This window comes from Acidipila sp. EB88, from assembly GCF_003858395.1.
Lineage (GTDB): Bacteria > Acidobacteriota > Terriglobia > Terriglobales > Acidobacteriaceae > EB88.
In genome coordinates this window covers 489,232-500,500 of record NZ_QWEV01000005.1, presented here as the reverse complement: position 1 = coordinate 500,500, position 11,269 = coordinate 489,232, and the positions used below count along the sequence as shown (strand labels likewise).

The 11,269-nt window shown below is 62.5% G+C and carries 9 protein-coding genes and 1 other RNA gene; 5 read left to right on the top strand and 5 right to left on the bottom strand.

Translation table 11 applies throughout. The features are described 5' to 3' along the window. Positions 1 to 46: 46 nt before the first annotated feature. Positions 47 to 399, bottom strand: a transfer-messenger RNA (tmRNA) gene (ssrA, locus tag D1Y84_RS02980). Between the two features lie 573 nt (positions 400 to 972). Further along, on the bottom strand, positions 973 to 2,055 hold the full coding sequence (locus tag D1Y84_RS02975; RefSeq protein WP_124847197.1) for an HD domain-containing phosphohydrolase: 1,083 nt from the start codon (positions 2,053 to 2,055) through the stop codon (positions 973 to 975). Positions 2,056 to 2,380: 325 nt separating this feature from the next. Between D1Y84_RS02975 and D1Y84_RS02970 the strand changes: the two genes are divergently transcribed. Next, entirely contained in the window at positions 2,381 to 2,962 is a 582-nt protein-coding gene (locus D1Y84_RS02970; RefSeq protein ID WP_124847196.1) for an RNA polymerase sigma factor, read from the top strand. Between the two features lie 205 nt (positions 2,963 to 3,167). Here D1Y84_RS02970 and D1Y84_RS02965 read toward each other — a convergent pair whose 3' ends face one another. Continuing rightward, positions 3,168 to 3,773 (bottom strand): TetR/AcrR family transcriptional regulator, encoded by a 606-nt coding sequence (locus D1Y84_RS02965; RefSeq protein ID WP_124847195.1) that lies wholly within the window; start codon positions 3,771 to 3,773, stop codon positions 3,168 to 3,170. Positions 3,774 to 3,893: 120 nt separating this feature from the next. Here D1Y84_RS02965 and D1Y84_RS02960 point away from each other — a divergent pair, with 120 nt between their 5' ends. Both D1Y84_RS02960 and D1Y84_RS02955 read left to right on the top strand, forming a co-directional pair. Then, positions 3,894 to 4,274 (top strand): DUF4267 domain-containing protein, encoded by a 381-nt coding sequence (locus tag D1Y84_RS02960; RefSeq protein ID WP_124847194.1) that lies wholly within the window; start codon positions 3,894 to 3,896, stop codon positions 4,272 to 4,274. 138 nt (positions 4,275 to 4,412) lie between these two features. Then, positions 4,413 to 5,528 carry a glycoside hydrolase family 130 protein gene (locus D1Y84_RS02955; RefSeq protein ID WP_124847193.1) on the top strand — a complete coding sequence of 372 codons (1,116 nt, stop codon included), beginning with the start codon at positions 4,413 to 4,415 and terminating at the stop codon, positions 5,526 to 5,528. A gap of 24 nt (positions 5,529 to 5,552) precedes the next feature. On the opposite strand, the gene D1Y84_RS02950 is transcribed toward D1Y84_RS02955, so the two are convergent. Beyond that, complete coding sequence (locus tag D1Y84_RS02950) at positions 5,553 to 6,389, bottom strand: DUF1080 domain-containing protein (RefSeq protein WP_124847192.1); 837 nt, start codon at positions 6,387 to 6,389, stop codon at positions 5,553 to 5,555. Between the two features lie 195 nt (positions 6,390 to 6,584). Here D1Y84_RS02950 and D1Y84_RS02945 point away from each other — a divergent pair, with 195 nt between their 5' ends. Together D1Y84_RS02945 and D1Y84_RS02940 are read left to right on the top strand one after the other, a co-directional pair. Then, complete coding sequence (locus D1Y84_RS02945; protein WP_233581539.1) at positions 6,585 to 7,688, top strand: cellulase family glycosylhydrolase; 1,104 nt, start codon at positions 6,585 to 6,587, stop codon at positions 7,686 to 7,688. Between the two features lie 320 nt (positions 7,689 to 8,008). After that, entirely contained in the window at positions 8,009 to 9,757 is a 1,749-nt protein-coding gene (locus tag D1Y84_RS02940) for a GGDEF and EAL domain-containing protein (protein ID WP_124847190.1), read from the top strand. 89 nt (positions 9,758 to 9,846) lie between these two features. On the opposite strand, the gene glmU is transcribed toward D1Y84_RS02940, so the two are convergent. Further along, positions 9,847 to 11,250, bottom strand: a complete 1,404-nt coding sequence (glmU, locus tag D1Y84_RS02935) for a bifunctional UDP-N-acetylglucosamine diphosphorylase/glucosamine-1-phosphate N-acetyltransferase GlmU (protein ID WP_124847189.1) — start codon at positions 11,248 to 11,250, stop codon at positions 9,847 to 9,849. Positions 11,251 to 11,269: the final 19 nt, after the last annotated feature.

Sequence of the window (11,269 nt, the reverse complement as noted above, 5' to 3'; positions counted from 1 at the left end):
GTTGCGCGCGCGCTGGGGAAAGCAGGGGTGGGGTTATCAAGAAAGATGGTGGAGGCGGCGGGAGTCGAACCCGCGTCCGAAACTGCCGGTAACAAAGAGAGGCTCCATGCTCAGTCTCGTTCCAGTGCCTTCGCTCCTGACCCTCAGAACGGACAAGGTGAGTCAGGCGCTAGTCCGATGATCTCGCCGCACCCCTACGGACCGAAGGTGTGAAGCCAGCCTGCTGTATGACGTCTGATCTGGGCCCACAGGCGAAGCTCAGGCAGACGGCAGATTAATTAATTAAGCTGCGAGTGCGAATTCAGTGTTGGCAATTCTGTTTTTGCAAGCGATTACGGGTGCTCACACCCCGGCATGCCTCTTTGCCGCAAACAATCCCGTCGAAACCGTGACGCCCCCATCTACTGTGATCATCACCGTGCGGTGATGTCCTTATGGTACGCCATTGCCTGCCCCACAAAAAAAGGCGGCACGAACATTTCTGCTCGTGCCGGGAGGCCAGTGACGCAACTTGTGGAGCTAAACTCGAGACTGGCGGAGAGCTTCCTGCTCAAATCGACTACCAGCTCAGTACTGCTTGCTGCCTCGAAGTGATCCCAGAATACCAGTTTTCTGGATATTCGCAAGCGGGTTCCTACATAAATCAGGAGAAACGCGAAAAATTGTCGACGCATTCTGAGGATGTACTCTCGCCCGGAGCCCCCAGGCAGTCCGTGGAGACAGAATCACGAGCCGGAGTTATTGCGGAGGCCAGGGGTGTAGGGCGCTGGCGCGTTGCAGCGCTGGTGGCGAGTTCGGCCCTACTCGGCGGCATTGCCGTCGCGCTATGGAACCGCCGCGCGCTGGAAGCGATCCGGCGTAGTGAGCCAGGTACCACTTCCGGGCGTGCCGTACCCCAGCCCGACAGAGAAGATGAATTTATCTAGCGGGTGATCGTGCAGGACCGCTGCTTGCTGCTAAGCCCGATTGCAGCTAAATGCCTACCGCACGGGCCAGCGAGCCGGCCTGCCCGGTGATGGCATCACGCAGTTCTTCCCAGACTTCCGACGGCATGGAGAGAAAAGCGTCGACCACCCGCGGGTCGAACTGGCTGCCCGCGCAACGGGCGATTTCATTCCGCGCCGAGGAGAATGGAGAGCCGCGACGGTACGGGCGGTCAGAGGTGATGGCGTCGAGCGTGTCGGCCACGGCAAAAATCCGGGCCCCCAGCGGAATCTCCTCACCCCGGAGCTGGCGCGGATAGCCGCCGCCGTCGTAATGCTCTTGGTGGCTGTAGACAATATCCGCGGCTTCCTTGAGGAACGGGATCTTGCGCACGATCTGGTACCCGGACAGGCAGTGGCGGCGCATCACCGAGACTTCATCATGATCCAGACGGCCCGGCTTCAGCAGAATGGCGTCAGGAATAGCCATCTTGCCGATGTCGTGCAGAAATGCCCCATGCTTGATGGTCTTCATCTCGGATGGATCGATGCCCATGCGGCGCGCCAGCGCAATGGTGTAGGCGGTGACCCGGCGCGAATGGCCCTCGGTTTCAGAATCCTTCAGGTCCAGCGCATCACCCAAGGCCTCCAGCGTGGTGTCGTAGGAGCGCTCAAGCTCAAACATCGCTTCACGCAAAAGGCTGGTGCGCGCTTCTACCAGGTGTTCAAGCCCGTTGCGGTAAGTCACGTCGCGGCGTGAGACCTTGCCATAGGTGACGCCCCGCGCGACGGCGGCCAGCATCACGTCGTTCTGAAAGGGGCGAAACACCACGTCATACGCGCCGTTACGCATGCCGGCGACGGCCTGCTCGGCCTCCTCCGCGCGCATGATCAGGATCACCGGAATCTGCAACTGGCGGGCGCGTATATGGTCCACCAGTCGAAGTGCCTGCTCCCCGCTCGTGGAGAGACTGACCACGATCAGGTCAAGCGGCTTCACGGCCAGGATGCGGAGTGCTTCCTCGGCATCCCGGGCGCTTTCAAGCCCGTACCCTTCGCGTCGCAGCAGCGAGACCAGGATGGTGCGCGTTAGCTGCTCGTCGTCAACAACCAAAACCTTTTCTGCCGCCATTGCTCTGTGTCTCCCTCGTGTTACCCCGGAAACGGGATAATGACCAGGCCATGCGAAACTGAGGCATTTCGAGCTTGCCACAAACAGAGAAGGTTATGGAAAAACTTTCGCGCGGAGTCCTGACCATCACAACACCCCATTCCCGAATGCAGGGCTGCAGGCGTAGGCATTTGATGACAGGGAGGTTATGTTGTTCCGCGGGACCTCACGTGTGAATGACCTTGTTAGTCTATGAGCAGTATGCTGGGCGGGCGAGGCTTTCGTGGAGCCTGCGCTTAAACGGCGACCAGCGCAGGCCCTGCGACGCGGCCACGAGGAGCAGCAAGTGTTTAATTTCGAACGGCAGGCGAACGGAACACAGGGGATTGTCGCCTCGGAGGCGCAGAAGCTTACCGCCGAGCAGCAGCAGCGCGATGCGTTCGAAACTCACCGCCACCGGGTGTTTTCCGTCTCCTATTACATGACCTCGAATGAAGTGGAAGCCGAGGCGATCCTGACCGGGACTTTTGTGCAGGCGTTCAAGGCAGCACCAAAGCCGGACGGCGACGACGTGGATAAGGCGCTGCTTGCCGAACTGGAGCAGCGATTCACCTTGTCGCACGCGCCGCATGCCACCCCGGATAGCGCCGTGCAAATGGAGCGCGGCCAGGTGCGCCGCACCGACCTGGAAGAAGCCGTGGCCATGCTGCCGGCACGGGAACGCTTGATCTTCCTGCTGCGCGACGTGGAAGGATATGCCGCGCTCAAGATCGCTGCCCTGCTGCGCTGCGATGACCTCGAGGTGCAGAAGACACTTATTTCGGCCCGAATCCGCATGCGCAACGAACTGGGACGGTTGCGAATGCTGGCGCAGGAACAGGCGGATACGCAGGAAGCCGACATCGAAGAAGCAACCGCCGCGAGCTAGTTTCCTCGCAGCGTTTCAACTGCGCCTCGATTTCGACCCGACCGCGAACGCCGCCCCAGCTGTCCACTAAAATGACCAGCACTCCCGATCTCACTCGAAGCTGCTGCGTGGGCTTTCCCGGCGCACTCTCCCGGTTTTTGCAAGAACCTGCTCGTCTCGCCCCGGGTAAGGCAGACCCGCCCCCGAGGCAGGCGTCAAGGTTTCATCATCGGCACCTTTCATCCTCTGAAACTTTGAAGAGCCCGACAAGTTCCTGCAAGCGCTCCTGTTGGCGCTGAGGCGGAAAGCGCCCGGTTCTTGTCAACTCGGCGATGCCGTGGAGGCTCGCCCAGAACAACTCCGACAACACCTCCGGCCTCGAACTCTGGGCCTGGAACAACTCCAGGAACTGGGCAAATGCAAAGCGCAGCTCCGGGGGCGTTGCCGCGCTATCGAACGGCACGCTCAGGCCGAGCGAAAACATTACCTCATACAGCGCCGGTGAGTTGGCAGCGAACTCCAGGTAGGCAGCCGCGACCGCGCCCACCGCATCTCCATGCTTCGCCTCGTCGCGCGCCTGCTCCATAGCAAGTCCCAGTTCCTGGAAGCCCTCCACCGCCACCGCGGCGAGGATCGCGTCGCGATTTTCAAAGTGAGCGTACAAGACGGGCTGACTGTAGGAAATTTCGTCGGCCAGTCGCCGCACCGTGACGTTAGGCCAGCCCTCAAGCTCCGCAACCTGCCTGGCTGCCTGGATGATCTGTGTACGGCGTGCCTGCTTGTCGCGCTGCTTTCGCTCAGCGATCCGTCCCCCTGCCGGTGTCGTTGCCATAGGGATGAGTATAGCTAGAAAGAATAGCGCCGCTACTTTTCTTAATGAAAAGGTGAATCTTCCTCAAGCTTGGTCACATCTTTGCTAGCGTTGCTAGATTTAATAGGAGTGATACAAGCCATGCACACTATCTTGCCTCTTTCCATCGCTGTTCTCGTTGCCGTCGGGGTCCTCGGCATCGGTATTGCCTACCTCGTGTCTCCAGCGGCAATCGTGGGCTCGTTCGGACTTAAACTGCCGGCGCTCGACCCTGACACCCGCGCCTGGCTTCGACTGAAAGGCGTACGTGACTCCGGATGTGGGCTGCTCGTGCTGATGCTGATGCTGTGCGCGGAAAGGCGCACGCTGGGTGCAGCGCTGCTTGTGCTCGCCCTGATCCCCTTCGGCGACATGTGCGTCGTTCTCAGCTCGGGCGGCTCGAAGCAGAAAGCGCTCTCGATCCACGGCCTCACCTGCGTGGTGCTGCTGATCGCCGGCCTCCTGTTCACCCACATCCTTTGAAGGTGGCGAGTGCTCTTTTTCATCGACCATGCGAGCCGGAGCGCGAGCTGCCGTACAAGGCTTCGCTCCGACCGCCTGGGTGTCCTGCATCCGGTTCCGCGAAGCAACGGGTACGCCGCTTTGTTAGACTGGGCGGCCATGCGTCCCTGGTGTAGTCTGCTCCTCGCCCTTTTTTCGCTTCCAGCGCAAGCGCCGCTTGGCAGTTGGACGATCGGCCCGTTCACCCGGCCGATGACTGCCCCGGTGATTTCGCCCGATCCAAGGTCTACCTTCTTCGACCCGAACCAGCGCGCCACCGTGCACTGGGAAGCACTCCACACGTTCAACCCGGCGGCAGTGGTGCGCAACGGTGAGGTGATGGTGCTGTACCGCGCCGAAGACGACTCGGGCAGCATGCAGATCGGCATGCACACCTCGCGGCTGGGATTTGCAGCCTCCAGCGACGGCCTGCACTTCCGGCGCATGCCGCAGCCCGTGTTCTTCGCCGCGCAGGATCAGCAGAACGCCCGCGAGTGGCCCGGCGGTGTGGAAGATCCGCGCCTCGTGCAGGCACCCGACGGCAGCTATGTGCTGACCTACACGCAGTGGAACCGCGCGACCTACTCGATCGGCATCGCCACCTCGACGGACCTGGTGCACTGGAGCAAGGCTGGCCCCGCCTTTCTTGGCGCGGCCGGAGGAAAGTACGACCACCTGCAGTACAAATCGGGCGGCATCGTCACCGCGCTGCATGGCGATCATCTCGAAGCAAAGCGCATCGACGGAAAGTACTGGATGTACTGGGGCGAGGGCGCCATCCATCTCGCCACCTCTGCTGACCTTGTGCACTGGGTGCCGGTCGAGGATGCCGCCGGCAGGCCCGTCGAGGTACTGGAGAAACGTGCCGGGCGCTTCGACAGCGGCTTCCCCGAAGTGGGACCGCCACCTGTCTGGACAAGCGATGGCATCGTGGTGATCTACAACGGCAAGAACGATGCAGTGCAGGGCGACCATGCGCTGGGCGCGAACGCTTACGCCGCGGGCGAAGCCCTGTTTGACCCGGCAGCGCCAGCGCACCTGCTGGACCGAACCAGCAAGCCGGTCCTCGAACCCGAGCAGCCATACGAGAAAACCGGGCAGTACGTGGCCGGAACCACGTTCGCCGAGGGGCTGGTGCGGTTTCACGATCGCTGGCTGCTGTATTACGGGTGCGCTGACTCCAGCGTTGCCGTTGCGGAGAGCGCCGGCAAGCAGTGGGGCGCCGGCAAGCCTTAGTACGCTGCGGCTGTTCGCCCGCGCTTAGTTATGGGGTTCGGCGTCCCATGCCTTGATTTCGCGCACCCAGATGTTGCGGAAAGAGATGGGCTCGCTGGAGTCGCCGTGGGCCTGCAGCTTGATTGGCGCCGAGTCAAAGGCCTTGTAGAAGGGCTGGCCGACGTACAGCGTCTCGCCCTTGAGTTGGAAGTGGTTTTCCACCAGCACTCCGTTCTCGAGCACGGTGGCGAAGGCCGGGGTTTTCACCGTGCCATCGGCGTTGAAGCGCGGCGCGGTCCAGATCACATCGTAGCTTGACCACTCGCCGGGCTTGCGGGCCGCATTGGCCAGGGGCGTGGCCTGTTTGTACAGGCTGCCCAGCATGCCATTGGTGTACGTGGGGTTGTTGTAGTTATCCAGGATCTGCAACTCGTAGCCCGCATCACCCGGCCCGGTGGAGGCGAGAAAGAGTCCGCTGTTGCCGCGTGCCTGTCCCTGCCCCTGGATGCTGGTGGGAATCTTCCACTCGAGATGGACCTGGTAGTCGCGAAACCGCTGCCGGGTCTGGATGTTGCCGACGCCGCCCTTCTTGACCGTCATGACGCCGTCATGCACATCCCAGTCGGCGGGCATGGTGGCATCGGCCGCGGCGACCCACTGCCGGGTATCAGTGCCGTTGAAGAGCACCACGGCATCCGAAGGTGGCATGCCGACCGTCGCTGCCGGGGTAACGACTGGAGGCACCGGCTGGTAGAACTCGGTGTCTTCGTGCTTCGGATGGCTGTCGCCGGGAGCCTGTGCGCCTGCCGTGAGGCTGACGGTGAGGGCAACGGTGGCGAGCAGAAAGGACGTGGTTCGAAACAACAGGGCGACCGGCTTCATGGTGCCATGAGAATACACCGGCGCGGGAGCAGGCGCAGCAGTGCGCGGGCAGGCAGGGCCGATGTTTCGGCGCCGCGCTGGTTGCAATTCACCAGGGCTGCGCCCCCTTCAATCGCGATCAGCATGGGCACTGTTCCATGACATGCTTAGGGTTCATGTTGTCCAGTTCAGGTCTGGGAGCCGAGCTTGCGTCGAGTGTTGTGGTGTGTGCTGGTACTGGCTACGTTTACGTGTACGGCTGCACACGCGCAGCAACGCTGGACCGCCGCACAGGCGACCGCCTGGTACGACGCGCAGCCGTGGCCCGTGGGCGCCGACTACTTGCCGGCGGATGCCGAGAACCAGTTGGAGATGTGGCAGGCCGCAACCTTTGACCCGGCAGCGATCGATCGCGAACTTGGCTGGGCCCAGGCTAGCGGGATGAACACCATGCGCGTGTTTCTGCACGACCTGCTGTGGGAGCAGGATGCGCAGGGACTGATCCGGCGCATGCAGGTGTTCCTGGATATCGCGGCGAAGCATCATATCCGGCCCATGTTTGTGTTCTTTGACTCGTGCGGCGATCCTTTCCCCCGGCTGGGACCGCAGAACCCGCCGATCCCGGGCGTGCATAACTCGCGCTGGGTTGAGTCACCCGGTTCGCCGGCGCTGGCGGACCCGGCGCAGATCCCAAGGCTGCGGGCGTACGTCGAAGGCGTGGTGGGGGCCTTCGCCAACGACAAGCGCGTGCTGGCATGGGATCTTTGGAACGAGCCCAATAACGGCAACCCGGCGGCCGTGCTCCGCGGCGACCCGGCCAACAAGGATGCGCTGGTGCTGAAGCTGCTGCCGCAGGTGTACACGTGGGCGCGCAGCGCCAAGCCGGTGCAGCCGCTCACCAGCGGCATATGGACCGGCAATTGGAGTTCGCTTGAAACCATGACGCCGGTGGCGCGGGTGCAGGCGGAGCAGAGCGACATCCTGAGCTTCCATAACTACAGCTGGCCCGAGGACTTCGAGGCGCGGGTCAAACAACTGCAGCAGTTCGGGCGCCCGGTGATCTGCACGGAGTACATGGCGCGGTCCATCGGTTCGACCTTTGACACCATCCTGCCCATTGCAAAGAAGTACCGGGTGGGCGCGATCAACTGGGGTCTCGTGGAAGGCCGGAGCCAGACATATCTTCCGTGGGAGTCAAACGAGCACCCCTACGTGCATGAGCAGCCGCTGATCTGGTTTCACGACGTGTTTCATGCGGACGGCACCCCGTACCGTCAGCACGAGATTGACCTGATGCGCGCACTTACCAGCGAAAAGTAGCCAGCTGATCAGGATCTTCGTAAGTTGGGCGGCGCAGATAACTCGCGAGCAGCAATGCGGACCTGGCCTCGCGGGGTAAACAGTTGCTCCAATACCCGTTTACAGGCACGTGTCTGTTTGCTGCGAAGCACTTGCGCGCGCGCCACGGCACCTTGTTATCACGGCACACAGTGGTTTGACTTATCTCGCCTATCTTGGGCGAACTGTCCACGCAGGACGGCACTGGCACCTTAGTCATGGTCTAATCAGCCCCGACCGGTAGCTCTCACCGACACATAGTCGGCGCTCCGCTTCGCGTACAGAGCAGAAGGACAGAGACGATGGCGGATCAGAACTCGCCTTGGAACAACGTTACCCAAAAGCTGCTGCAAGGCATAGACTACGTCCCGGACGGCATCATCCTGGTGGACACGCGGGGCGCCATCCTGTTCTTGAATCCTGCTGCGAGCCGCATGACGGGATGGGAGCAGTCGGAAGCCATTGGAAAAGACGCGCGTTCCGTGTTCAACGTGGTAAACGCGGTGACGCGGGAAGCGGCATGGGATGTGCTCGGACAGGTTCTGCTGGATCGGCAGAGCTACACGCTGTTGCCTAACAGCGTGCTGATTTCGAAGAACGGGACCGAGGTGCCGATCGAGGACGCGATCTCGCCTTTCAACGATGACCAGGGTGAGTTTGCCGGGGCCGTGATCATCTTCAAAGACATGAGTCTGACCCGCTGGCAACTGGCCAAGGCCCTGCACCGCGCAAACCATGATCCACTTACCTCGCTGCCCAACCGCACCACCCTGCACGAACGCATGCTTTCGGGCATGGCGAGGCTCGGCTCCGCGTCGCACGCGCTATGCCTGATGGCCATTGACGTCGACCACTTTAAGAGCGTGAATGACAAGCTCGGGCATGCCATCGGTGACTTTGTGCTGCAGGTGCTGGCAACGCGCATCGCCGGCTGCCTCCGGGCGTCGGACCTGGTGTGCCGGGTAGGCGGTGATGAGTTCGTGGTGTTGCTGCCGCTCTCCGGTGGCGTGGATGACCTGGAAATACTGGTGCAGAGTCTGCTCGAGGCAGGACGTGCGCCCATCGAGGTGCTGGGCGTCGGGATCTCGGTCTCGCTCTCCATCGGCATCGCGCTTCGGCATGAGCAGAGCGGGGACGTCGCGGGATTCCTGGGGGATGCGGATAAGGCCGCCTACCGGGCAAAGGCAGCAGGCGGAGACCGCGCGCAGCTGTTCGAACTGGACTTCCGCAAGGATGCCGGGGCGGAGCGCACGCTGCAGTATCAGATTGTGGAAGCGCTGCGTACCGACCAGTTCCTGCTGCAGTATCAACCCGTGGTGGACTGCCGCACCGGAAGAATGGTGGGTGCGGAAGCGCTGGTACGCTGGCGCCATCCAGACGGCGGCCTCCTGCTGCCGATCAGTTTCGTGGAGGCGGCGGAGCGATCGGGGTTGATCGTGCCCTTGGGCCAGATGGTGCTGCAGCAGGCACTCGCCCAGCGCAAGGAATGGCTCGAGCGCGGCTTGCCCCTGTTTACCCTGTTCGCCAACGTTTCGGCGGTGGAACTGGTATCGGGTGAATACGTCGAGAGGCTGCGTGAACTGCTGGCCGCGAACGACTATGTGCCCTACAGCCTTACGCTGGAGCTGACCGAGTCGTCGCTGCTCGGCGTGCACCATCAGCGCCTGCTGATCCCCGCGATTCGCGCCTTGAAGGTCCAGGTGGCGATGGACGACTTTGGCGTCGGCTACTCCAACATCGAGTACCTGCGGAACTGCGCGGTGGATTGCGTCAAGATCGACGGCTCGTTTGTTGCAGGCATTCCCCAGCGAAGCCAGGACATGGCCCTGGTCAAGGCGATGATTGCCATGGCGGCAAGTGTTCGCGCGAACTCGATTGCCGAAGGCGTGGAAACGGCGGAGCAGGCGTGGCTGCTGGCGGAGGCCGGGTGCATGCAGGTGCAGGGGAACTACTACAGCCCGCCTGTCTTTCCGGAGGAGATCGAGCAGCTGCTCCTGCACCAGTGGACAGTGCCCGTGCCTGAGCTGGCGCAACCCACGTGTGCGCGGTGAGGCATTTGCGGGTGAGCGCTCCGGCCTGCCCGGAACGCGGAGCGGCCAGCAGGTAAGTGGATCCGGGCACATCTGCTACCGCGACAAGTTCAGGCAAGGTTGTCGCGCAGCGGCACACGGGTCTTGCGAGTGCGGGCCCAGCCTGGCTTGTTGGTCTGCCGGGCGCGGCCGAGCGCGAGCGCCTCCGCCGGCACATCCTCCGTAATGCACGAAGCAGCCGCCACGTAGGCTCCATCGCCGATGGTGAGCGGCGCAACCAGCACCGAGTCGCTGCCGATAAAGGCATTGGCGCCGATGATGGTCTTGTGCTTATCCACACCGTCATAGTTGCAGATGATGGTGCCCGCGCCGACGTTGGACGCTTCGCCGATCTCGGCATCGCCAAGGTAGGAAAGGTGATTAGCCTTGGCTCCGCGGCGCATATGGGTCTTCTTCAGTTCCACAAAGTTGCCGATGTGCACGCCTTCTTCCACCAGGCTCTCGGGCCGCAGGTGCGCGTAAGGGCCAATCAGCGCGCCGTCGCGCACCTCGGAGCTTTCCAGGATAGATCCCTGGCGGATCTGCACGTGATCGCCCACGATCATGTCTTCCAGCACCGAGTAGGAGCGAATGCGCGAGTGCGAACCGATGCGCGTGGTGCCCAGCAGCTGCACAAACGGCTCGATCACGGTATCTGGGCCGATCTCGACCCCGGCATCGATGAGTACGGAGTGCGGCTGGAAGATGGTGACGCCGGCAGCCATGTGCCGGGCCGTGGTGGCCTGGCGAAGATGCGCATCCAGCTCCATGATCTCGGCGATGGTGTTCGCGCCCAGGATTTCGGAGGCAGAGGGGGCTTCCAGCGCGAGAACGCGTTCGCCCGCTTTGCCCATGAGGGCGGCGACGTCGGTGAGGTAGAGCTCGCCCTGTGCGTTGTTGGCCTCGAGCCGATCAATATGCGCCCGGAGCGGATCCAGCGCAAACGCGTAAATACCGGAGTTGATCTCGCGGATCGGCTGATCTTCCGGCGCGAGATCGCGCTGCTCGACTATGCGGCTGACCTCGGGCCCGTTTGCCGTGGTGCGCACAATGCGGCCGTAGCCAAACGGCTTTTCCACCTCGGCCGAAAGGATCGTCATGGCCGCGCGCTGGCGCAGGTGGAAGTCGCGCAGGGCAGAGACGGTCTCGGTGCGCAGCAGCGGGACATCGCCCGAGAGAACCAGCACGTGCTCGTAATCGCGCAGGGCCGGGATGGCGAGCTGGATGGCATGGCCGGTGCCGCGCTGTTCAGCCTGCTCAATGAAATGGACGCCCGTGTGCGCGACGGCGGCCTGCACGGTCTCCGACTGGTGGCCGGTGATGACGAAGATGTCACTGGACGGAACAACCTGCAGGGCTGCGTCGATGACATGAAGCAGCAGGGGCTTGCCGCCGATGCTGTGCAGCACCTTGGGACGGCTCGACCGGAGACGCGTTCCTTTGCCGGCGGCGAGAATAACGATTGCAAGTACCATGCGTTTCCGTCCTCTTCGT

What these genes read in the sequence shown, in the direction of transcription:
- D1Y84_RS02975 (WP_124847197.1), bottom strand. Translation starts at nt 2,055, where the DNA reads ATGGCGGCAGAAAAGGTTTTGGTTGTTGACGACGAGCAGCTAACGCGC.
- D1Y84_RS02965 (WP_124847195.1), bottom strand. Translation starts at nt 3,773, where the DNA reads ATGGCAACGACACCGGCAGGGGGACGGATCGCTGAGCGAAAGCAGCGC.
- D1Y84_RS02960 (WP_124847194.1), top strand. Translation starts at nt 3,894, where the DNA reads ATGCACACTATCTTGCCTCTTTCCATCGCTGTTCTCGTTGCCGTCGGG.
- D1Y84_RS02955 (WP_124847193.1), top strand. Translation starts at nt 4,413, where the DNA reads ATGCGTCCCTGGTGTAGTCTGCTCCTCGCCCTTTTTTCGCTTCCAGCG.
- D1Y84_RS02950 (WP_124847192.1), bottom strand. Translation starts at nt 6,389, where the DNA reads ATGAAGCCGGTCGCCCTGTTGTTTCGAACCACGTCCTTTCTGCTCGCC.
- D1Y84_RS02940 (WP_124847190.1), top strand. Translation starts at nt 8,009, where the DNA reads ATGGCGGATCAGAACTCGCCTTGGAACAACGTTACCCAAAAGCTGCTG.
- glmU (WP_124847189.1), bottom strand. Translation starts at nt 11,250, where the DNA reads ATGGTACTTGCAATCGTTATTCTCGCCGCCGGCAAAGGAACGCGTCTC.